Below are 21,689 nucleotides of genomic sequence, written 5' to 3'. Positions count from 1 at the left end.
TGTGCGTGGTGCGGCGTCAGCCAGGACCGCTAATAGGTGAGCGTTTGGCACCCCAGCAGGGAGTTGTTCAGGCTCAGCATCGAGACCGCGACGCCGTAGGCGCACACCCGGTACTGGCCGCGCTGGGTGATGGGGACCGATGACGTGAAGCCGTGGTTTCCGACCGTGTCGAGGGCCCGGTTGACGTCCGGGCGCTTCTGGTCGGCCATGAAGGCGTACCCCTTCCGGATGCCGTCAGGCGAGGTCACGTAGACGTGGTCCGGGATCGATGAGGCCGGGAAGGACGGATCCAGGGTCCAGCCGGATGCCTTGATGGAGGCTTTGCCGCTGGCGACCTGGATCGAGGCCGCATCCAGGTAACCCATGGTGGCGGGGGTCGGGGCCGCGCTGATGGACTTGCAGCCCAGCAGGGTGTTGCCGGCCGTGAGCGGGGCGATGCCGATGGCATAGGCGCACACGGTGTACTTCCCGGCACGGGTTAGCGGGACCGAGACCTGGAAACCGTGGTCACCGACCGTCTGCAGCGCGGCGTTGACGTCCGGACGCGGGCGGTTCGCGGTGAAGGCGTAGCCGGGATTGGTTCCGTTGGGCGACTGGACGTAGACGTGCACGGGCACGCTCTTGCCTGGCTGCACCGGATCCAGTGCCCATCCGCTCACCTGGAAGTTCGCGGCGTTGGGCGCCTGGGTGAGGGACACCGAATCGTAGGAGCCGAAGGGTGCGGGGTTGGCCTCGACGTTTGTGGTCTTGCAGGACAGCAGCACGTTGGCGTTTCGCCCGATCCCGTAGACGCACGCACGGTACGATCCCGGAACGGTGGCTTTGACCTGGTAGTCGAAGCCATGGGCCAGCCCCAGGCCGGTCGCGTCCGCGACATCCTTCCGGGCGACGTTGGCGCTCATCCGGTACCCTGTGGTTTTCCCGGCCGGGTCGGTGACGTAGGCGTCGGCGTAGCTGGAAGCCGAGGGGTTGGCGAGGTCGGCTGCCCAGCCCTTGAGCTGCAGCGTGACCTTGTCGGCCGTGCGGACCTGGCCGAAGCTGTCGAAGGACCCCGTCGGTGCCTCCACCCCGGTGGCCCGGAGCGACTTGCAGTCCAGGAGTGTGTTGCCGAAGGACCCGATGGCGTAGGCACAGACCTTGTACGTGCCCGAAGCCGTGATCCGGACCGTGCCGTCGAAGCCGTGCAACGGACCGTAACCGAGGGCCTGGTCAACATCGGGCCGGGGCTGGTTGGCCTGCCAGGCATAGCCCTTGGTGGTCCCGGACGGATCAGTCACGTAAATGTGGGTCTGGATCGAGGACGATGTTCTGGCCAGGTCTGCCGACCAGCCCCGGGCGCGCAGGGAGACCGCGGCGCCGTCGCGGGTTACGGAGAGGTCGTCGAAGGACCCGGTGGGCAGCGGCGTCCCGGCGAAGCGCTGGAGTGAGGCATAGTCGCCGTTCCAGATATTGGAGTCACCCACGAACGGCCCGGTGCTGCTGTATTGCCACATGCTGAAAACGCTCCAGCTGGAGGGGACGGGCCCGGCGTTGTCCGTGGCGGAGAGCGGGTAGGACGCGACCCACAGCGGGTAGTCGCCGAAACCCGCCGCGTTGGCCGTGCACTGGTTCCACCACGACGTGTTGGTGTAGATGACGGGAAGGCGGCCCGTGAGGGCCCGCATGGTGTTCCCGAAGTCGCGCACCCATGACGTCAGCTGCGAGGGGGACATGCCGTAGCAGGTGTTGCCGAAGTAGAAGCCGTTGATGGTGCGGCCGGCGTAGGGGTTGAATTCGAAGTCGAGGACCGGGGGCATGGTCCGGCCGTCGGCACTCCAGCCGCCGCCGTTCTGGACGAAGAAGCGTGCCTGGTCGGCTCCCGATGACCAGTTCGGGATCGCGAAGTGGTAGGCGCCCCGGATCATCCCGACGCTGCGGGCGCCGTCGTACTGGGCGCCGAAGGAATCATTGGTGAAGTAGTTGCCTTCGCTGGCCTTGACGTAGGCGAAGCGGGCCCCCATGTTCCACTGGCTTTGCCAGTTCACGCTGGTCTGGTGGCCGCTGACGTCCAGGCCTTTGACCCCGTACGACGGCGACCACGTGCCCTGCGTGGTGAGCGATTCAATGGCGGCGGACTCGGTGGTCGCCTTCAGAAGTGGTGACGGAGCGTTGACCCGGGCGGAGCGCTGGCCCATCTCGGCGCCACCGGGGCCGACCGCCGCGGCCATGGCCGCCCGGTCCTTGACGCCGCCCGGCGCCGCCGCGGACTGTGCGGCTGCCTGCGTTGTGGTCGGTGCCGGTGACGGGGCCTGCGTTGGGGTCGGTGCCGGGGCGGCCGGGCGGGCCGTTGCGGATGGCGCCGCCGCGGTGCTCGTGACCGTCGGCGACGGGCTGGCAGACGGCGTGGCAGACGCCGGGGGCGTGGCCGGCTGCTCGACGGCGGTTGCCGGCGACGGAACGCCGGTGATGGCCAGCAGGGTGGCGGCGAGGAGAATGGCCCCTGCCCGACGGCATCGGTGGCTGGTGGGGGGATATAGGGTGCGCTTCATGTTCCGCTCCGGGGCAATGGCACGCTGTGGGAGCCGCGCCACACGGTCTCGCGCCCGAGGGGCTACGAAGAGAGCTGGCCGGGCTGAGAGAATGTCTGACTTAACGCGCTCACCCTAACATCGGCCGACATCTGAGACCAGTGATTCAAGTGTTACCAAAGTGAAAGTTGTCATGTTGAAACCAGGCGGTTATCCACATGCACCCACGGCACCCCTTGCCGGGCCGGTTGCCCGCCCCTAGTTTTAACCCCATCGCGCCGGCACAGGGGCGGCAGTCATATGGGGGTCCAGGTGGAGGCTGTACGCATTGTTGAGGACGAGGTCCGTGAGCTGATCCGCCGGCGGGGCCTTGACCCCCTGCGGGAGTCCGGCGAAGTCCGGCGCCTGGTCGAAGCGGCTGTCAGCGACTACGACGAACGGGCCCTCCTGGCGCCGCTGCCCCCGCTGGGCCCGTTGGAGTCAGCCCGGAGATTCGTCTTCGACGCTGTGGCGGGCTTTGGTGCGCTCCAGCCGCTCCTGGACGATCCGGGCATCGAGGAAATCTGGCTCAACGCGCCGAATGAAATCTACGTGGCGCGCAACGGCGAATCGGAACTGACCTCCGTTTCGCTGACGGACCAGCAGGTCCGGGACCTTGTGGAACGGATGCTGAAGAGCTCAGGCCGGCGCCTGGACATGTCCTCGCCGTTCGTGGATGCGGCGCTCCCGGACGGCTCCAGGCTGCACGTCGTGATCCCGGACGTCACCCGGCGTCACTGGGCCATCAACATCCGCAAGTTCGTCGTCAAAGCCAGCCGGCTCGAGCACCTGGTGGAGCTGGGAACGCTCACCCCGCAGGCGGCCAGGTTCCTCGGCGCGGCCGTCGCCAGCGGCCTCAACATCCTGGTCTCGGGCGCCACGCAGGCGGGCAAAACCACTATGCTCAACTGCCTCGCCGCCAGCATCGGCACCCGCGAACGGGTCATCACGGTGGAGGAAATCTTTGAACTGCAGCTGCCGCTCCGCGACGTCGTCGGTCTTCAGTGCCGTCAGCCGAACCTGGAGGGGCAGGGGGAGATTCCGCTGCGCCGCCTGGTCAAGGAGGCCCTGCGCATGCGGCCGGACCGGCTGGTGGTCGGGGAAGTCCGGGAGGCCGAGAGCCTGGACATGCTCATCGCTTTGAATTCCGGGCTTCCCGGGATGTGCACCGTGCATGCGAACTCCGCCCATGATGCCGTGACAAAAATCTGCACGCTGCCGCTGCTCGCCGGCGACAACATCTCCAGCGCGTTCGTAGTGCCCACCGTCGCGTCCTGCATCGATCTGGTGGTCCATTGCAGCAGGCACGCCAGCGGGCGCCGACAGGTCACCGAGATCCTGTCCCTGGGCCGCCGGGTGGAAAACGGGATCATCGAGTCATCCATGGTGTTCACGATGTCGGACGGGCAGCTTCTGCCCAAGGCCAACTCCATGCCCGCCGCGGAAAAGTTTGCCCGCTCCGGGTACGACGTCGCGGCGCTGCTGGAGCAGCGGTGATGGCGCCGCTGGTCGGGATGGTGGGCGGCGCCGGCCTCCTGCTGATCTGGTGGTCCGCATGGGAGACGCCTGAGAGCGTGCGGCGCGGGCCCCGGACCAGCCGGCTTGAGGACCTCCTGCGGTCGGCGGGCATCGAAAAGGTCAGCGCGGCAGGGCTGCTCGCCTCGTGCCTTGGACTCGGGGCCTTCACAACGCTCGCGTTCTTCGCAGTTACCGGGTCTTGGCCGATCTCGGCATGTTTTGGCCTGTTCGGCGGCTGGCTGCCGATGGCGATGGTCCGGTGGCGTGCCAGAAAGCGCACGGCTGTCCTCCGCCAGCTCTGGCCCGACGTCGTTGACCATTTGCGCTCAGCCATCAGGGCCGGCCTGTCGCTGCCGGAGGCCCTTATCCAGCTGGGCGACAAGGGCCCCGTGGAGCTTCGCCACGTGTTTGTGGACTTTGGCTCCGACTACCGGTCGGGAGGCCAATTCGATCCCTCACTCACCCGGCTCAAGGACCGTCTGGCCGATCCCGTGGCGGACCGGATCGTCGAGGCCCTCCGGCTCACCCGGGAGGTGGGCGGTTCGGACCTCGGGAGGCTGCTGGGAACCCTCGCGGAGTTCCTGCGGGAAAGTGCCAGGACCCGGAGTGAGCTGGAGGCAAGGCAATCCTGGACCGTCAACGCCGCACGCCTGGCCGTCGCTGCGCCCTGGATTGTCCTGGTGTTGCTGGCCAGCCGTCCTGAGGCTGTGATGGCGTACAACACCCCGCTCGGCGCTGCCGTCCTTTTGGGCGGCCTTGCCGTCTCCCTGCTGTCCTACGCCATCATGCTGCGTATCGGGGCGCTGCCGGAAGAACAGCGGGTCCTCCGGTGACCGGCCTGATGGCCGGCGCCACGGTGTGCGGGGCCATGCTCGGGGCGGGCCTGTGGCTGTTCCTCGTCCGGCTCCCCTTCATGCGCCCAACGACGTTCGTCGAACGTATCGAACCGCAGCTGAGAACCCACAGCCTCGAATCCCGGCTTTTGCGCACCGCCCCGCGGAACGTCACACCGTTTGGGCCGCTCGAACGGATCCTCCGCCCGGCGTTCCGGGACGGTGCCAGGTCCCTGGGCCGGATCAACCTTGGCGCGACGGCGTTAAACCGCAGGCTCGCCCGCGCCGGCAGCGCCAAAACAGCCGTGGACTTCCGGGCTGAGCAACTCCTCTGGGCGGCCGGCGGATTCGTCCTCGCCGTCGGCGTCGTGGCGCTCGCCGGTTCGATCGGCCGCTTCAGCCCGTTCGTCGCCGTCGTGGCCGTCGTGGGCAGCGCCGTCGGCGGGTTCCTGCTCCGGGACTACCTGTTGGGCGCGCACATCAAGAAACGGGAGACGCGGATGATGGCGGAGTTTCCGAGCATCGCCGAACTCATGGCCCTGGCCGTCAGCGCCGGCGAAAGTGCCACCGGTGCCCTGGACAGGGTCTGCCGCAGCGCGCGGGGTGAGCTCTCGCAGGAATTCGGCCGTGTCCTCGCCGAGACCCGGTCCGGCAAGCCCCTCGTGGAAGCCCTCCACGAGTTCTCGTCCAGGACGGATCAAGGGCCGCTGCTCCGTTTCGTGGACGGGATGATCGTGGCCGTCGAACGTGGAACACCCCTCGCCGACGTCCTCCGGGCGCAGGCACAGGATGTCCGGGACACAGCCAAGAGGGAGCTCATGGAGTCCGCCGGCAAGAAGGAAATCGGCATGATGGTGCCGCTTGTCTTTGGCGTCCTGCCGCTCACGGTCTTCTTCGCCGTCTTCCCCGGTCTGGCCGCCATCAGTCTCGGACTCTAGGAACCTGGCGAACGACGACGACGGACAGCCGACGACGGACAGCCGGCGGCTGCCCACCGGCCGGCCCGGGCAGGACTCAAGAAAAGTCATACGAGGAGGGAACAGGATACGAAGGACGCCCTGCAGCTGGCCGGCCAGCCTGGGGCACACGGTGCACGATCTGCCGGCGACACGTCACGAACCATCAGATCCAAAAACAGGACTCCGGAAAAAAAGAAAACCAGAAAACAGAAAACCAGAGAACCAGGAAAGAGGACACGGTGAAGAACTTCGGAACCCGGGCGGCATTGGCGGCCTGCGCGCTCAGCATGTTGACCTGGTGGTCTGCTCCGTCGCAAGCGCGGGCGGGGGACCACTCTGACGTGGGAACCGCCCATCCCCAGCGCGGGGACGTCCCCGGCTGGGTCATGATCACCCTCATGTCGGCAGTCCTCGTGGCCGCCCTGCTCGCCCTCGCCGGTCCTGCGCTTGAGGGACTCTTCAACCAGGCCATGGACAAGGTCGGACAGTAGGCGATGGCAGCCCAGGGCGGGGGGACCGGGCGCCAGATCGAAAGCGGGGAAAACCGCAAGGGCGTAGAGCGGGGCGCTGCAGTGGTGGACTTCGTGCTGATCGGTGCGTTGCTCACCTTGCTCTTCCTCGCGATCGTCCAGCTCACCCTGGTACTTCACGTCCGGAATACGCTGATCGACGCCGCCGCCTCGGGCGCCAGATACGGCACGTTGGCCGACCGCAACGACGGGGACGCCAAGGAACGGACTGTCCAGCTGATCACCGCGGCGCTCAACCCGGATTTCGCGCGGGACGTGGGGACAAGCGAATCGACGTTCCAGGGCATCCGCACACTCGAGGTGACCGTCCGGGCACCCCTGCCGGTCATCGGCTTCATCGGTCCCCGGGCGCTCTTGGAGGTGAAGGGCCATGCGGCCATCCAGCGGTGAACGGCCGGAGCACGGCGCCTCACCGGAACAGGGGAGTGCCGTGGTCGAGTTCGTCTTCCTGTCCGCGCTGCTGATGGTGCCCCTGGTGTACTTCATCATCACCGTGGGCCAGATCCAGGGCGGCTCGTTCGCAGTCGTGGGCGCCGCCGACCAGGCCGCCAAGGTCTACGTGGCCCAGCCGGACGCGGCCAGCGGCCGGGCAGCGGCAGAGCAAGCCGTGCTGCTGGCGCTCGCCGATTACGGCCAGCCGGCGGAAAACGCCACCGTCGACACCCGCTGCGAACCTGCCGACTGCCTGGCTCCCGGCTCGGCGGTGACAGTCACCGTCCGCCTCACCGTGCCCCTGCCGTTTGTGCCGTTCAGCGACGCACTGCATCTGAACGCGAGCCAGCTCAGCGCGTCGGCAACCCAGCTGGTGGGCAGGTTCCGGTGAGGGGCCGGCCCGGGCCCCGCCCGCAGGAGGGGCAGGTGCTGGTGCTGAGCATCGGCTTCGTGCTGATTGCCCTGCTGGTCGCCACCGTCGTGATGGCGGCCTCCAGCGTCTACCTCGAACACAAGAAGCTGCTCTCCCTCGCGGACGGTGCCTCGGTGGCCGCCGCGGACAGTTTCACCCTCGGCCAGCTGGGCAACTCCGGCGGCACACCGTCCGCCGTCCTCAGCGGGGCGAGGGTTCGCAGCGCCGCCCTCGACTATCTGGGCCGCAACGGCGCGTTCGACCGCTTCAGCGCACTAAGCGTGGCGCCCTCCACGGGCAGCCCGGACGGCGCCACCGCCGTCGTGGTGTTGAGTGCAGCCGTCCACCCGCCGGTGGTGAACTTCCTGGTGCCGGACGGCATCCGGATCGAGGCGACGTCCACGGCGCGGTCCCGCCTCAGCCGCTGAGTTGCTGGCCCACCACTCCGGTTGCCCTGTCAGTAGATGCTGCCAACCAGGCCGTCGGGCAACCCAAAGTGACAGGGCAACCATCTATCGGGCAACCCGAAGTGATAGGGAAACCGGCAGGGTCGGGCGGCTAGGACACATAGCGTAGGCTTAAAAAACCATGGCAAACATTGATTTTCCCGCTGAAATCCGCGCACTGCGGGCCACCTACACGTCCATCGAGAACGTCTCGAACGTCGAGGCGCTCAAGGAAGACATCGCCGAGCTCAGCGAGCGGGCCGGTGAACCCAATCTTTGGGACGACCCCGCCGCGGCGCAGGTCATCACCTCGAAGCTCTCGCACAAGCAGACCGAGCTTGAGCGGCTCAACAAGCTCGTGGCCAGGATCGACGACCTCGAGGTCCTCGTGGAGCTCGGCCAGGACGAGGACGACGCCGACTCCATGGCCGACGCCGCCGCGGAACTCGAATCGGTCCGCAAGGCGCTGGCCGACCTTGAAGTCGTCACCCTGCTCTCCGGCGAGTTCGACGAGCGCGAAGCCGTGGTGACCATCCGCGCGGGCGCCGGTGGCGTGGACGCGGCGGACTTCGCCGAAATGCTGCTGCGCATGTACCTGCGCTGGGCCGAACGCCATGGCTACCCGACCACCATCATGGATACCTCCTATGCCGAAGAAGCCGGGCTGAAGTCCGCCACGTTCGAGGTCAAGGCGCCGTACGCCTTCGGCACCCTCAGCGTCGAGGCCGGCACCCACCGCCTGGTCCGGATCAGCCCGTTCGACAACCAGGGCCGCCGCCAGACATCATTCGCGGCCGTGGAAGTGATCCCGCTGATCGAGCAGACGGACTCGATCGACATCCCGGACAACGAGATCCGCGTGGACGTCTTCCGTTCCTCCGGCCCCGGCGGCCAGTCGGTCAACACCACCGACTCCGCGGTGCGCCTGACCCACATCCCCACCGGCACCGTGGTGTCGATGCAGAATGAAAAATCGCAGCTGCAGAACCGCGCCGCCGCCCTGCGCGTGCTGCAGTCCCGGCTCCTGCTGCTGAAGAAGGAACAGGAGGACGCCGAGAAGAAGGCGTTCGCCGGCGACGTCAAAGCCTCATGGGGCGACCAGATGCGCTCCTACGTCCTGAACCCGTACCAGATGGTCAAGGACCTCCGCACCGAGCACGAGGTCGGCAACACCTCGGCCGTGTTCGACGGCGAAATCGACGACTTCATCGACGCCGGCATCCGCTGGCGGACGGACAACCGCAACGCCGAGAAGTAGGCCCGGCGCCCGGCCGGGCACCTCCACTGGGAGGTCGCTGACAATCGTGCGACACGCCCCGCCGTTCCGGCGGTTCCGCCGTTACCCGTGCGTATAGTCGAGGGGCCGGAGCTCTACTTCCCCCAAACGAAAGCCCTTGCGCCGGCAGCAGAACCGGGCCCTCGCGGCCATGTCCTGCAGGGTACTAAGGGCCATGATCCGTTTCGAAAATGTCACCAAGGTCTATGACCAGAAGGCGCGCCCGGCGCTGGATTCGATCAACCTTGAGATCGACCGTGGCGAATTCGCCTTCCTCGTCGGCGCCTCCGGCTCCGGCAAATCGACCTTCCTGCGCCTGGTCCTCAAAGAGGACCGCGCCTCCTCCGGCGCCGTCTACGTGGCCGGCCAGAACGTCGCGAACATCTCCAGCTGGCGCGTGCCGCGCCTGCGCCGCGGAATCGGCGTCGTCTTCCAGGACTTCCGCCTGTTGCCGCAGAAGACCGTCTTCGCCAACGTCGCCTTCGCCATGCAGGTCATCGGCAAGAGCCGCAGCGTCATCCGCGACACCGTCCCCGAGGTCCTGAAGACCGTCGGCCTGGAAGGCAAAGAAAACCGTCTCCCGCACGAACTCTCCGGCGGCGAGCAGCAGCGCGTGGCGATCGCCCGCGCCGTCGTGAACCGCCCCGGCATCCTGCTGGCCGACGAGCCGACCGGAAACCTGGACCCCACCACCTCGATGGGCATCATGGGCGTGCTGGACAAGATCAACCAGAACGGCACCACCGTGGTGATGGCCACGCACGACGACGACATCGTCAACGAAATGCGCAAACGGGTGGTGGAACTGAAGAACGGGGTTGTGATCCGCGACGAGGCCAAGGCCCTCTACACCTCCATGATTCCCGTCGTGGGCCAGTCGCGCCGCCTGCGCGACGCCAGCGGACGGGACGAACAGCCGCAAGTTATCCCGCCCCGGGCCGGCTCGCGTGCCGAAGCCCGCGCCGAGTTCCGCACCGCAGGGGAGGGCCAGGCGTGAGGCTTGCATTCGTCCTGGGCGAGATCGGCAGCGGCCTGCGCCGCAACCTGTCCATGGTGATCTCCGTGATCCTGGTGACCTTCGTGTCGCTGACCTTCGTCGGCGCCGCCGGCATGCTGCAGCTGCAGATCAACCAGATGAAGGGCTACTGGTACGACAAAGTCCAGGTGGCCATCTTCCTCTGCAGTGACGGTTCGACGGCGCCCGGCTGCGCCACCGGTCCGGCGACGCCGGAGCAGGAGGACAACCTGCGCACGCTGCTGAAATCGCCCGCGGTGGCGCAGTACGTCAACGACTTCCAGTACGAGTCCAAGGACGACGCCTACAAGCACTTCAAGGAACAGTTCTCCAATTCCCCGATCGTTGACTCCGTGACCCCGGACCAGCTGCCGGCGTCCTTCCGGATCAACATGAAGGACCCGGAGAAGTACGAAATCATCAGCGAGACCTTCTCCTCCCAGGCCGGGGTGGAAACCGTGATCGACCAGCGGCAGCTGTTGGAGCGGCTGTTCTCGGCCATGAACGCCGCGTCCCTGGTGGCCGTGAGCATTGCCGGCGTCATGATCATCTGCGCCATCCTGCTGATCGCAACCACCATCCGGCTCTCCGCGTTCAGCCGCCGCCGGGAAACAGGCATCATGCGCCTGGTGGGCGCGTCCAAGATGGTCATCCAGCTCCCGTTCATCCTCGAAGGCGTGATCGCCGCGGTGATCGGTGCCGCCCTGGCGTCCGGCACCCTGTGGGCCGTGGCCCGCTTCTTCCTCGAAGGCGTCCTGTCCAAGCAGTATCCGGACACCGCGTTTATCTCGCCCGGGCAGACCCTGATCCTGGTACCTGCCCTGATTGGCCTGGGCGTTGTCCTGGCCGGAATTTCCTCCCTGCTGACCCTCCGCCGGTACTTGCGGGTCTAGCTTTGCGCAACGAAAAGGGAATGCTTATGACACCGATGGCCCGCCGCCCCCTCCGGCAATCCCTCCGGCTCCGCCTGGTGGGGCGCCGCAGCCGGATGATCAGCGCCACCCTGGCGCTGGTCCTGGCCGGGACCATGGGGGCCTCGAGTCCGGCGGCATTCGCCGACGACCTTGAGGACCAGCAGGCCGCGCTGCGCGAGGAGGCGGCCCGGGTCCAGCACTCCCTCGAATTCGTGGACGGCAAGATCGCCCAGGCTGCGGCAGACCTGGTCCTGTACCAGGGCCAGCTCCCCGGCGCCCAGCAGGCGCTCACGGACGCCCAGGGCCGGGTGGCCGGAGCGGTCCAGGAAGTGCAGGCCCTCGCGGCCCGCGTGGACCTGGCGCAGCAGAACAAGGCAAAAATCACGCAGCAGCTGGAAGCCGACAAACAGAAGATCGCGGACACCCGGAAACTGATCGGGCAGATCGCCACGCAGGCCTACAAGTCCGGCGGCGTCCCGTCCAATCTGTCCCTGTTCTTCGGCTCGAACCAGGGCAGCAGCCTGACGGACACCATCGACCTCGCGGACCAGGCCCTGCGCAGCCAGAACTCCGCGATGGACAAGCTCACCCAGCAGAGCGCCACCAACGTCAACGCGCAGGCCCGGCTGGCCGCCGTCGAGGCTGAAATCACCGACCTCAAGGCCAAAGCCGACGCCGCACTGGCCCGGGAAAAGGCCGCCCGGGACGAGGCCGCAGCCAAGAAGGCCGCCGTGGACAAGCTGATCGCCGACACCACCCGGCTCGACGCCCAACTCCAGGCCGCCAAGCCCGGCATCCAGAACCAGCTCGCCCAGGTCAAGGCCCAACAGGACGCCGTCGCCGCCGAGATCGCCGAACGCGACCGGAAGCTGCGTGAGGCCTGGCTGGCCGAGCAGCGGCGCATTGCCGAGGCCGCGGCGGCCGCCGCCCGGGCGCAGGGACAGGCGGTCCAGCCATATGTCCCGCCGGCCCAGGGCTCGCCGTCGGCCTTCGGGCTGCAGCACCCGTTCCCCGGCAATATTCCGATCACCTCCGGGTTCGGCTGGCGGGCGACGCCGCCGGGCACCATCGACTTCTACGGCCAGGGCGGCTACATGCACACCGGCATCGATTTCGGTGCCGCCTGCGGCACGCCCGTCTACGCCGCGGCTGCCGGCACCGTCTTCTCGGCCGGCTGGGCCAACGACGGCGGCGGCAACAACGTGAAGATCTCCCACGGGGTGGTCCAGGGCAACTCGCTGACCACGATTTACTACCACAACACTTCCGTGGCGGTCTCGGTCGGCCAGCACGTCAACCAGGGGCAGCTGATCGCCTATTCAGGCACCACCGGCAACTCCACCGGCTGCCACTCGCACTTCGAGACCTGGCTCAACGGCCGGGCCGTGGACCCGATGAACCTGCTGTAGTCCGGCCCGGGCCATCCGCTGAGGCGGGCGCACTGCCGTAAACTGGAAAGACTCCGCACCACCTGGCCGGAGTGAACCACCAACAAACCGAGGAGTCCTACCGTGCCCAAAGAAAGTGGCCGTAAGGTAGTGGCCACCAACCGCAAGGCCCGGCACGACTATCACGTCCTTGACACCTATGAGGCCGGCATCGCGCTGATGGGCACGGAAGTGAAGTCCCTGCGCGAGGGCCATGCCTCGATGGTGGACGGCTTCTGCACGTTCTACAACGACGAGCTGTGGATGGAGGGCATCCACATCCCCGAGTATCACCAGGGGAGCTGGACGAACCACGCCGCACGCCGCCGCCGCAAGCTGCTGCTGCACCGCGAAGAGCTCACGAAGATCTCGCACAAAATCCGCGAGTCGGGCTTCACGATCGTGCCGCTGCAGCTGTACTTCGTGGACGGCCGCGCGAAGGTCGAAATCGGCGTCGCCCGCGGCAAGAAGGAATACGACAAGCGCCAGACGCTGCGCGAACAGCAGGACAAGCGCGAGGCCCAGCGCGTCATGCGCGAACGCAACCGCCGCTAGCGCGTCGCAGGCTGTCACGGTCCCCGGGAATGTTTCCCGGAGGCGGTGCGTTATGATTGGTAGTCCGGGAAGGATCCGAAAGTATCCGGTCCGGGTTTGATAAAAAAATACGGGGATGATCGGTTTCGACGATGTTAGTCGCGACAGGTGAAGCGGGCCGAGGATGCAGAATTATCTCGTAAACGCTGTCTGCAAACCAATAAGTGCCGAATCAAAACGCACTGACTTCGCTCTCGCTGCCTAAGCAGTAAGACAGTCCGTCAGCCCGAGGTTGCTATTGCCCCGGATCCTGGCGTCATTTAGATAGCCACTGCTGTTTACCTCCGTCATCGGGGTAAACGGGACTCTTAGATGACTGGGCCCGGATCAGCCAGCTGTTTGCAGCATGGCTGGGGCCGAGAAAATCCGACGCAAACTGCGCCCGGAGAAGCCCTGACAACACGACATCGGACGGGGGTTCAATTCCCCCCATCTCCACATAGGGGCCCGGCAACGGCGCTCCACCCCGTATTGGGTTCACGAAACTCCCCGCCGGCTTCTGTCGGCGGGGAGTTTTGTGCTTAAGGCCAAAGAGGAGGGAAGCGTCTTCCGACACTTCCCTCCTCCTTCCAGTTGTTTGGCACTACATGCCGAGGACCTTCGCCTTCTGGGCCGCAAACTCCTCTTCGGTGAGGATTCCTTGCTCCTTCAGCGCCCCGAGCTGCTTGAGCTGTTCGAGGGCTTCGTTTGAGATGCCGCCGGCAGCCGGGGGAGGGGGTGGTGGCTGCTGGTAGACCGGCTGCTGGTAGGCCTGCGGCGGTGGTTCCTGCTGGGCCATCTGCGAATCGTAGGCCTCCTGCTGCTTGGCCGCGGTCGCGGCGTCCTTCTCGGCAAACTTGTTGGCCTGGCGGCGCTGGACGCGGCCGCTGACTGCACTAGCCGTTCCGGCAACGACTGCCGTCCGTGCCACACCCCTAAGAAGTCCCATAATTCTCTTCCTCTCACATCTCTTGTTCTGCGTCAGGTCTCAGGCGTCGGCAACCGGAGGTGCGGCGGCGTCAAGTGCATCAAGTGCTTCCATCACGTCCGGAGCAGGGATCCGCGTGCTCGCGATGAGTTCGCCCCCGCTGTCCCGAACGGCCGCCACGAACGGTGCCGCCCAGGTGTTCTCGTAGACGATCAGCGCGGCCACCGTCCCGGGGAGCAGCGCGGCCGAGGCCTCGGCGATGTCATCGTCGCCCAAAAGCCCGGTCCGGGCCCCCTCGAAGTAGGAGAACCCCGCCGCGGGACCGCCTGGGTCGGTGAGTTCGAGCACCTCGACAGATCCGTCGTCATTCTTCATGACGACGAGGAGATCGAAGAGGCGGATCACGCCCTGCTCGACGAGCTTAACGAGTTCCTCACTCGCCCGTCCCGTCAGTCCCGATACGGGGAACTCCAGGAGTACGAAGTCGACCGGCCCGTGGGCCTCAGTCTCCGGTGTGGTTGTCACTGGTATTCCTCCGGTCTGTGTCGAGCACGCTGTCTGGCGCACTGGTCTTAGTGTGGGCGGTCCCCCCCCGGGCCGTCACCACCCGCGTCGAATGATTCCGATGGGCCCCGCGCCGCTCAACGGTTGGAACTGCGTCGCGGACATGCCCCGGAATAGGACCTCTCGGTCGGATCCCAAGACCACTCAACCGCCAACGTGAGATTGTCACATCATCCATTTCGGGTGAGCCACCAGCCCGCCGGGACGTGTCAGGGCAACACGACAAGAGGCCGGAAGCAACGGCTTCCGGCCTCTCGATTTTTCAGCGCTTCTTGATGTGTGCCACTGGGTCGGTGTGGGCATCAACGATGTGTTTCGCCTTTTTCTCTGCCCGTTTTTCCTTGATGGTTTTAACCGACTTCTTCGACACGCTCTGGTGCGGCGTCTTGTCAGGCATGGTGCTCTCCCTCACGGCAGGGGCCAGGGGTAGCCCCGTCTTTTAAGCTACGCCTCGGGAACGGCGGCGTCCACGATCCCTGCGAAACGGCTGCCGACGCCGTCGTACACACTGCGCACGAGCCCGGGCCCGAGCACCGGGATCTCGCGTGCCTCGTGGTGCACGCAGCAGACGTAAGTGAACTCTGGCCACCATTTTTTGGGCCGGGCCGCTTCGGAGAATCCGCAGACGGCACAGGTGAGCTGGACCCAGACGGGCCGCTTGCCGGTGCGGTTTGCCTTGGACTGGACCAGCCACGCCGGCGGGTTGTCCAGCAGCTCGCCCAGCTCGGCCTCGGACAGCCGGGGCGGGATGCCGTGACGGTGCGCCATTTCCAGGGGAATGTCGAGGGTCTGGGCTGCTTCACGTCGGGTAACCATCCTTCAACGATACGGGAACGACGGCGGCCCGAAGCCACCAGGGCGCCCCGGTGTTACCCTCGACACACCGGCGGCGGGCTAAGGTTTTCAGCCCGCGAGGGCAAGCCCAAGCGCGGCGGCCGCGAGCCCCACGAGCAGGTTCGCGCCGATGGTGAGCGCCGCCGCCCGGTACCGCTCTTCGCTGACCAGGCGGACTGTCGCGGTGGTCCATGAGCTGAAGGTGGTCAGGCCGCCGGCGAGACCGGTTGCGATCGCGGCGTGCCAGTCGGTGCCCAGCTCCAGGTGGCCGGTCAGGCCGACGGACCAACCGATGATAAAGGATCCGGCGACGTTGACCGTGAACGTCGCCCAGGGCCAGTGCGGTCGGGAGCCCTGATGGTGCGCAAACCAGGAGTCGACGGCGAACCGCAGGAGTGCTCCCGCCACCCCGCACGCCCCGACCACGAGCGCGGTCATCATTGGGCACCGCCGCGGAGGTCTGCAATCGCCTTGCCGGTTTTCCAGCCGGCCGCCGCCGCCCCGAGGCCCAGGACCAGCGAGAGCCCGAGGTAGGCCAGCCACGTGGCATGGAAGCCGCCGCGGATCTGCTGGTCAATGGCGATCACCAGCGCCGAAAAGGTGGTGAAGGACCCCAGGAGGCCGGGGCCGATGCCGGCCCGCAGCCAGAAAGCCGTCTGCGGCCGCGCGATCCAGAGAGTGGTCAGGGTGGCCAGAACGAAACTCCCGGAGACATTGATCGCCAACGTGGTCCACGGCACCGCGCCGGTGCTTTCGGGAAAAATCAGGCCGGCGCCGAAACGCAGCTCGGTTCCGATCAGCCCGCCGACGGCGACGGCGGACCAGGCCTTCCACCCCGGCACGCCGGGGCGCGGCACGGCCCGGCGCTCGTCCAGCGCACCCTTCACTCAGCTCTCCGTGACGCTGCAGCCGGCGTGCCCGGCATCGCTGTGGACCCAGAGGGCCGAGGCGACCTCGTCGGCGAAATCGAATTCGCGCGGTGCCGCGGCGGAACCGATCCGCACTACCATGGGGCCACCGAAGGGACGCCGGCCCACCACCTCCACTTCGGCGTCGAGGTCGATGTCCTCTGCGGCGAGATAGCGCAGGAGCTCCGGGTTCTCGTCGCTGATCCGGGTGATCCGGCCGGTGTGGCCGTCGTCGAGTTCGCTCAGGCGGTGGGCGGCGGGCATCAGCACCGAGCCGTCGGCTGCCGGAATGGGATCGCCGTGCGGGTCCCGGGTGGGGTTCCCCAGCTTGGCCGCCATGCGTTCAATAAAGGTGTCCGAGACGGCGTGTTCCAGGAGTTCGGCTTCGTCATGGACCTCGTCCCAGCGGTACCCCAGCTCGCGGACGAGGAAAGTCTCGATCAGCCGGTGCCGCCGGACCATGGACAGGGCGAGCCGGACTCCATCGCTGGTGAGCGTGACGGCGCTGTAGGGCTTGTGGTCCACGAGGCCCTGGTCCTTGAGCTTGCGGACCATTTCCGAAACCGAGGAGTTGGCGACGCCCAGGCGCTGCGCCAGCTGCGTGGAGGTGATGGGCTTGCGCTGCCACTCGGTGAACGAATAGATGACCTTGACGTAGTCCTCGATCGAGGAGGAGGGCGTACTGGTCTTCACAGACCTAAGCCTACCGTCAGCTGCTTCCGGAGAAAGTGAGCCACAGCAGCACCAGGTTGAGAGCCACGACGAGCACCACGCTGATGATGGCGGCGACTCGGAGGGCCGGGCCGTCGGCGAACCGGCCCATCAGGGCTTTGTTGCTGGTCAGCACCACCAGCGGGACCAGGACAAAGGGAATCCCGAAGCTGAGGACCACCTGGCTCAGGACGAGCGCCCAGGTGGGGTCGAAGCCCACCGCCAGCAGCACGACGGCGGGGATGAGGGTCACGACGCGCCGGGCCATGACGGGGATCCGGATCTTGAGCAGGCCCTGCATGATGGTGCCGCCGGCATAGCAGCCCACCGAGGTCGATGCCAGGCCGGAGGCGAGCAGCCCGACCGCGAAGATCACGCCGACGATCGGGCCGAGATTGGCGGTGATGGCGGCGTGCGCGCCCTCGATCGTGTCCGTGCCTTCTTCGCCGCCGAGGGTGGAGGCGGCCAGGAGCAGCATGCCGATGTTGACCAGTCCGGCGATCGCGAGGGCGGCCACGACGTCGAACCGGGTGGCCCGGACCAGGCGCGCGATGGCCGCCGGGGGAACATGCAGGTGTTCGTCCGGCCGGTGCCGGTCCCGGGACAGGGCCGAGTGGACGTAGATGGCGTGCGGCATGACGGTGGCCCCGAGCATGCTGGCGGCCAACAGGACGGTGTCCGGGCCCTGGAAGCCGGGCATGAGCCCGGCCAGGGCGGCCCCCGGATCGGGCGGGCTGATGAACAGCCCGGCCAGGAAGCCGACTGTGATGATGCCGAGCAGGAACATGATGATGAATTCGAACGGCCGCTGTTTCTGCCGGGCCTGGACCGCGAGCAGGAGCATTGACACGGCGCCGACAATCACGGCGCCAAGGGGGAGGGGCAGGCCGAAAAGCAGGTACAGGGCGATTGCGCCGCCCACCACCTCCGCGAGATCGGTGGCGGCGGCGACAACTTCGGCCTGCACCCAGAAGGCGCGGCGCCAGAACGGCTTGAGCCGTTCACCAAGGATTTCGGGAAGGCTCTTGCCCGTGACGATCCCGAGCTTGGCGGACTGGTACTGGACGAGGACGGCCATGACGTTGGCGGCCACGAGGACCCACACCAGCAGATAGCCGTACTGCGCTCCGGCGGTCAGGTTGGCGGCCACGTTTCCGGGGTCCACGTAGGCGATCGACGCCACGAAGGCCGGTCCCAACAGGCCGATCAGCGCCCTCCGGGCCCCCGGGTGTTTGTAAGTGGGGGCGTCCTGCGCCGGTTGCCCGTGTCCCGTTAGCTCCAGCACTGCCAGCTCCTGTGATTGGCGCGTCGGCGTTGACGCGATGATCGGCGCCGGCCGGAAAACAGCCGGTGTCAAAGTTTCGTGTGCCTATAAGAATTTATTAGGCATACCGAAACAATAAGCCCGGCGGGCGCTGCGTGCAATCCGGGGGAATCCGGGGTGAGCGTGCATCAGGCCCGGAAGGCCCGCCACGTCTGGGTCAGGTAGGGCAGCCGGAGCACCTCGCTAGGGATGTGTCCCAGGTGCTCGTGCAGGTACCAGGCGAGGTTGGCGGTGACCTTGGCCCGGGTGGAGTCCGATGCCGCGAGATAGTAGCTGCGGGACTTGGCCAGCTCCTGGATGTCCTCCGTCGTGACGGAATCCTCCCAGCGCGTCAGGTGGCTCTCCAGCCCGGTGAACTCGGGGCCCACGGCCGGACGGAAGTGTGGTTTGTGGACGTCCCCGGCGTGCATGATCCGGGAGAGCCGGTGCACCCAGGGCACGCTGGTGTCCAGCTGGTTCCAGATCAGACCCAGCACGCCGTGCGGCCGCAGGATCCGGGCAATCTCGGCGCTTGCCAGGCCGGGGTCGCACCAGTGCCACGCCTGGGCGACCGTGACCAGGTCAAAGGACTCCGGCTCGAGACCGGTGTCCTCGGCGCTGCCCTCGATGGCGGTGACGTCCGGCAGGGTCCGGCGCAACTGCCCGAGCATGTCGGCAGAGGGGTCCACGGCCACCGTGCCCAGTCCGCGTTCCGCCAAAAGGGAGGTGAACTTCCCGGTGCCCGCGCCAATGTCCGCGGCGTCCCTGGCTCCCGCCGGGACCAGCCAGTCGGCTGACTCCTGCGGATAGCCGGGGCGGACGCGCTCGTAGTGCTCCCCGCCGTCCTGGAAGCTTTGTCCGAGTTCCTGGCGCCGCTCGCTGTGCAGCTTCGGTCCGCTGTGCAGCTTGGGTCCGCTGTGGAGCCTGGGTCCGGCGCTTGCCACGTGCGATCTCCTTCGGGAAGGTCCTGCTTGTTACAGATACCTTTCGAATTTACCGCACCCGCGCCGGGCCCTGATCCTGCGCTAGTCGAGGGTGCAGGGCGCAGCGCCGGCGGTGCCCGGGGTGTTCGGCGCCCAGTGGGGGTAGCTGCGGGTATCGTTGGCCGGCACCCAGCGGCCGGCGTCCACCACGTAATCCCAGCCGAGTCCGTTCTGCCGCAGCTGCTGCAGGCCGGCCAGCAGGCGTTCGGCGTCCTCCAGCCGTGAGCCGAGGCCGAAGCTGGCCCGCAGGGAGCCGGCGGGCAGGCCGAGCCGCTTGAGCAGCGGGTGGGCGCAGAAGCGGCCGTCGCGCAGGCCAATGCCGTGTTCGGCCGACAGGTAGGCGGCCACCAGTCCGGCGTCGTAGCCTTCCACGGAAAAGTTCACGACGCCGATCGTGCCGGTGTCCGGCTGATCGCCTCCAGTGGACGAAGCGGAGGAAGAATCGGAAGCCGAATCGGCAAAGATCCGGTGCACGGTTACCCCTTCGATGCCCTGGAGGCCCTCGACGAGGAAGGACCGGATGGCGTCCTCGTGGGCCTGCCACTGCTCCGGGTCCAGGGCTGCAATGACCTGGGTGGCGCGGGCGAGGGCCGCCGCACCGAGGACGTTCGGCGAGCCGCCCTCGTGCCGGGCAGGTCCCGTGGTCCAGCTGACGGAGTCGAGCCGGGCATCGCGGACCGCGCCGCCGCCGGCCAGGTGCGGGGTGCCGGCGTCGAGCCAGTCCGTCCGCCCCACCAGCACGCCGGCGCCGAACGGGGCGTACAGCTTGTGCCCCGAGAAGGCGAGGTAATCGACGTCGTCCGCGGCGATATTGATCCGCCGGTGCGGGGCGAGCTGCGCGGCGTCGACAACGATCCTGGCGCCGTATTCGTGCGCCAGTGCGGCCAGGGTCCGGATCGGGAGGATCTCTCCGGTGACGTTGGAGGCGCCGGTGACGGCCAACAGGCTGACGCCGCCGCGGGCGAGTTCGTCGCGCAGGCGGTCCACGGTGGCCGCGAGGGTGGCGGCGGCCACGACGCTGCGGTGCGGGACATTCTGCCAGGGCAGGAGGTTGGCGTGGTGTTCGATGTCGAGGTAGAGGACCTCGCCCGCGGGCCGCCCGTCGCGCAGCGGCAGGCAGCCGGCCAGCAGGTTCAGGGAATCGGTGGTGTTGCGCGTGAAGATCACGGAATCGCCGGGCCGGCCGCCCACGAAGTCCCGCACGATGTCCCGGGCGTTCTCGTAGACGGAGGTGCTGATCTGCGATGCGTAGCCGGCCCCGCGGTGCACGCTTGCGTAGTACGGCAGGATTTCGTTCAGGTAGGCCGAGACCACGGACAGGGCCGGGGCGGAGGCGCCGTAGTCGAGGTTGGCGTAGCGCGCGTGGCCGCCGGTGATCAGCGGGGCCTGGATTTCGGCCCCGGTGACGGCTGCCAGCGGGCGGGCCGCGAGGGCAAGCCGTGCATGGAATTCAGGGGCAACGGGGAAAATGGCAGTTGTCATGGGACCTCACTCGAACAGGACCCCACACAGTGGGAATCCGCGCTTGCCGGGTCCGTTCCGGACCGGCCAGGTCGTCACCCGGGGCACCCCACCGCGACTGGAGGGTTGCCGGCCAGCAAACCGGGGTTTAGCGCTGGCACTCGTGACCTGCATCGAGCGTAGGACATCGGCGCAGCCGGGGAAAAGGCGGCCGCCGATTGTGAAGCGGATTATTACGGGCGCGGATCAGTTGTTCGGGTGGGCCTGAAAGAGGTCGTCGAGTCCGGGGTTGAGCCGCTTGAGCACTTCCGAGTGCAGGATCGAATTGGTGGCCAGGGCGTTGCCGCCGAAGGGGCCGTCCTCGCCTTCGAGCGAGGTGAAGCGGCCGCCGGCCTCGGTCACGATCGGCACCAGGGCGGCCATGTCGTAGAGATTCAGCTCGGGTTCGCAGGCGATGTCCACGGCGCCCTCGGCCACGAGGCAGTACGACCAGAAGTCACCGTAGGCGCGGGTCCGCCACACTTCCTCGGTCAGGCCCAGGAACTCATCCAGGTTCCCGCGTTCCTTCCAGCCGCCAAGGCTGGAGTAGGACAGCGAGGCGTCCTCGAGATTGGAGACGTTGGATACCTTCAACCGTGTGGCGGCGGCGAGCGAGCGGCCCGTGTAGGCGCCCGCACCCTTGGCGGCCCACCAGCGCTTGCCCAGTGCCGGCGCGCTGACGACGCCGACCACCGGCTCGCCCTCATCGACGAGGGCGATCAGGGTGGCCCAGACCGGGACGCCGCGGACAAAGTTCTTCGTGCCGTCGATCGGGTCGATGATCCACCGGCGGGAACCGTGGCCCGAGCTGCCGAACTCTTCGCCCAGGACCGCGTCACGCGGACGTGACCGGGAGAGCTGGCCGCGGATGGCCTCTTCCGCGGATTTGTCGGCATCGGTGACGGGTGTGAGGTCGGGCTTCGTCTCGATCCGAAGGTCGAGCGCCTTGAAGCGGCTCATGGTCTGGGAATCGACCGAATCTGCCAGTACATGGGCAAGGCGCAGGTCATCGTTGTAGCTCGAAGCGGGTTGGCTCATGGTTCCAAACTACCGTCAAACCGGGCTGCCGGGCGGGAG

The 21,689-nt window shown here is 67.3% G+C and carries 24 protein-coding genes, 1 other RNA gene and 1 riboswitch; of the genes, 13 read left to right on the top strand and 12 right to left on the bottom strand.

All coding sequences use genetic code 11. From position 1 onward, the window contains the following. Window positions 1-29: 29 nt before the first annotated feature. Window positions 30-2,528 carry a lysozyme gene (locus AC1DFR_RS09720; protein WP_476873198.1) on the bottom strand — a complete coding sequence of 833 codons (2,499 nt, stop codon included), beginning with the start codon at window positions 2,526-2,528 and terminating at the stop codon, window positions 30-32. 291 nt (window positions 2,529-2,819) lie between these two features. Between AC1DFR_RS09720 and AC1DFR_RS09715 the strand changes: the two genes are divergently transcribed. The 13 genes from AC1DFR_RS09715 (at window position 2,820) to ssrA (ending at window position 13,343) form a co-directional block, all read left to right on the top strand. Next, window positions 2,820-4,043 (top strand): TadA family conjugal transfer-associated ATPase, encoded by a 1,224-nt coding sequence (locus AC1DFR_RS09715; protein ID WP_026266742.1) that lies wholly within the window; start codon window positions 2,820-2,822, stop codon window positions 4,041-4,043. Then, on the top strand, window positions 4,043-4,897 hold the full coding sequence (locus AC1DFR_RS09710; protein WP_476873197.1) for a type II secretion system F family protein: 855 nt from the start codon (window positions 4,043-4,045) through the stop codon (window positions 4,895-4,897). Before AC1DFR_RS09715 ends, AC1DFR_RS09710 begins: the two co-directional genes overlap by 1 nt. Further along, window positions 4,894-5,835, top strand: a complete 942-nt coding sequence (locus AC1DFR_RS09705; protein WP_476856704.1) for a type II secretion system F family protein — start codon at window positions 4,894-4,896, stop codon at window positions 5,833-5,835. The genes AC1DFR_RS09710 and AC1DFR_RS09705 overlap by 4 nt, the downstream gene beginning before the upstream one ends. A gap of 308 nt (window positions 5,836-6,143) precedes the next feature. After that, window positions 6,144-6,347, top strand: a complete 204-nt coding sequence (locus AC1DFR_RS09700) for a hypothetical protein (protein ID WP_476849007.1) — start codon at window positions 6,144-6,146, stop codon at window positions 6,345-6,347. Window positions 6,348-6,350: 3 nt separating this feature from the next. Beyond that, window positions 6,351-6,776: a TadE family protein gene (locus AC1DFR_RS09695; protein ID WP_476856706.1), complete on the top strand. Its 426-nt coding sequence runs from the start codon at window positions 6,351-6,353 to the stop codon at window positions 6,774-6,776. Next, window positions 6,757-7,209 (top strand): hypothetical protein, encoded by a 453-nt coding sequence (locus AC1DFR_RS09690; protein ID WP_476856707.1) that lies wholly within the window; start codon window positions 6,757-6,759, stop codon window positions 7,207-7,209. Before AC1DFR_RS09695 ends, AC1DFR_RS09690 begins: the two co-directional genes overlap by 20 nt. Window positions 7,210-7,244: 35 nt before the next feature. Then, the gene (locus AC1DFR_RS09685; protein ID WP_476873196.1) at window positions 7,245-7,658 is read left to right on the top strand and encodes a pilus assembly protein TadG-related protein; all 414 of its coding nucleotides are present in this window, start codon (window positions 7,245-7,247) and stop codon (window positions 7,656-7,658) included. A gap of 160 nt (window positions 7,659-7,818) precedes the next feature. Further along, complete coding sequence (prfB, locus tag AC1DFR_RS09680) at window positions 7,819-8,934, top strand: peptide chain release factor 2 (RefSeq protein ID WP_223916104.1); 1,116 nt, start codon at window positions 7,819-7,821, stop codon at window positions 8,932-8,934. 193 nt (window positions 8,935-9,127) lie between these two features. Continuing rightward, window positions 9,128-9,949, top strand: a complete 822-nt coding sequence (gene ftsE / locus AC1DFR_RS09675) for a cell division ATP-binding protein FtsE (RefSeq protein ID WP_043435207.1) — start codon at window positions 9,128-9,130, stop codon at window positions 9,947-9,949. Further along, window positions 9,946-10,860, top strand: coding sequence for a permease-like cell division protein FtsX (ftsX, locus tag AC1DFR_RS09670; RefSeq protein WP_028276034.1), 915 nt, complete (start codon window positions 9,946-9,948; stop codon window positions 10,858-10,860). Before ftsE ends, ftsX begins: the two co-directional genes overlap by 4 nt. Window positions 10,861-10,886: 26 nt before the next feature. Then, on the top strand, window positions 10,887-12,290 hold the full coding sequence (locus tag AC1DFR_RS09665; RefSeq protein WP_243181320.1) for a M23 family metallopeptidase: 1,404 nt from the start codon (window positions 10,887-10,889) through the stop codon (window positions 12,288-12,290). A gap of 102 nt (window positions 12,291-12,392) precedes the next feature. After that, window positions 12,393-12,863 carry an SsrA-binding protein SmpB gene (gene smpB / locus AC1DFR_RS09660; protein ID WP_026266743.1) on the top strand — a complete coding sequence of 157 codons (471 nt, stop codon included), beginning with the start codon at window positions 12,393-12,395 and terminating at the stop codon, window positions 12,861-12,863. Window positions 12,864-12,974: 111 nt separating this feature from the next. Further along, window positions 12,975-13,343: a transfer-messenger RNA gene (gene ssrA / locus AC1DFR_RS09655) on the top strand. A gap of 142 nt (window positions 13,344-13,485) precedes the next feature. Here ssrA and AC1DFR_RS09650 read toward each other — a convergent pair. The 11 genes from AC1DFR_RS09650 to hisN all read right to left on the bottom strand — a co-directional run bounded on the left by AC1DFR_RS09650 (window position 13,486) and on the right by hisN (window position 21,650). After that, window positions 13,486-13,830 (bottom strand): SHOCT domain-containing protein, encoded by a 345-nt coding sequence (locus tag AC1DFR_RS09650; RefSeq protein ID WP_476873195.1) that lies wholly within the window; start codon window positions 13,828-13,830, stop codon window positions 13,486-13,488. A gap of 39 nt (window positions 13,831-13,869) precedes the next feature. Beyond that, a complete protein-coding gene (locus AC1DFR_RS09645) occupies window positions 13,870-14,334 on the bottom strand; it encodes a DUF6325 family protein (RefSeq protein WP_223916098.1) in 465 nt (154 codons plus the stop codon). A 301-nt stretch (window positions 14,335-14,635) separates the two neighbouring features. Then, window positions 14,636-14,770 carry a hypothetical protein gene (locus AC1DFR_RS09640; protein ID WP_018775274.1) on the bottom strand — a complete coding sequence of 45 codons (135 nt, stop codon included), beginning with the start codon at window positions 14,768-14,770 and terminating at the stop codon, window positions 14,636-14,638. 47 nt (window positions 14,771-14,817) lie between these two features. Then, window positions 14,818-15,189 carry a hypothetical protein gene (locus tag AC1DFR_RS09635; RefSeq protein WP_028276038.1) on the bottom strand — a complete coding sequence of 124 codons (372 nt, stop codon included), beginning with the start codon at window positions 15,187-15,189 and terminating at the stop codon, window positions 14,818-14,820. Window positions 15,190-15,276: 87 nt separating this feature from the next. Further along, window positions 15,277-15,645 (bottom strand): fluoride efflux transporter FluC, encoded by a 369-nt coding sequence (locus AC1DFR_RS09630; RefSeq protein WP_230007707.1) that lies wholly within the window; start codon window positions 15,643-15,645, stop codon window positions 15,277-15,279. Then, window positions 15,645-16,094, bottom strand: a complete 450-nt coding sequence (locus AC1DFR_RS09625) for a fluoride efflux transporter FluC (RefSeq protein ID WP_476848813.1) — start codon at window positions 16,092-16,094, stop codon at window positions 15,645-15,647. Before AC1DFR_RS09625 ends, AC1DFR_RS09630 begins: the two co-directional genes overlap by 1 nt. Continuing rightward, the gene (locus AC1DFR_RS09620) at window positions 16,095-16,808 is read right to left on the bottom strand and encodes a metal-dependent transcriptional regulator (RefSeq protein WP_079553023.1); all 714 of its coding nucleotides are present in this window, start codon (window positions 16,806-16,808) and stop codon (window positions 16,095-16,097) included. It lies immediately after the preceding gene. Between the two features lie 16 nt (window positions 16,809-16,824). After that, window positions 16,825-18,111, bottom strand: coding sequence for an Nramp family divalent metal transporter (locus tag AC1DFR_RS09615; protein WP_476848814.1), 1,287 nt, complete (start codon window positions 18,109-18,111; stop codon window positions 16,825-16,827). 167 nt (window positions 18,112-18,278) lie between these two features. Then, window positions 18,279-19,073, bottom strand: a complete 795-nt coding sequence (locus AC1DFR_RS09610) for a class I SAM-dependent methyltransferase (RefSeq protein WP_476873194.1) — start codon at window positions 19,071-19,073, stop codon at window positions 18,279-18,281. Window positions 19,074-19,154: 81 nt separating this feature from the next. Next, window positions 19,155-20,594 carry an aminotransferase class V-fold PLP-dependent enzyme gene (locus AC1DFR_RS09605; RefSeq protein WP_476858858.1) on the bottom strand — a complete coding sequence of 480 codons (1,440 nt, stop codon included), beginning with the start codon at window positions 20,592-20,594 and terminating at the stop codon, window positions 19,155-19,157. Window positions 20,595-20,628: 34 nt separating this feature from the next. After that, a riboswitch (SAM riboswitch) is annotated at window positions 20,629-20,742 on the bottom strand. A 77-nt stretch (window positions 20,743-20,819) separates the two neighbouring features. Continuing rightward, window positions 20,820-21,650, bottom strand: coding sequence for a histidinol-phosphatase (gene hisN / locus AC1DFR_RS09600; RefSeq protein ID WP_028277489.1), 831 nt, complete (start codon window positions 21,648-21,650; stop codon window positions 20,820-20,822). Window positions 21,651-21,689: the final 39 nt, after the last annotated feature.

The sequence above is a fragment of the Arthrobacter sp. 05T410 genome (genome assembly GCF_056396505.1).
The sequence above is the reverse complement of the archived record's forward strand: the minus strand, read 5'-3'. Positions and strand labels throughout refer to the sequence as shown.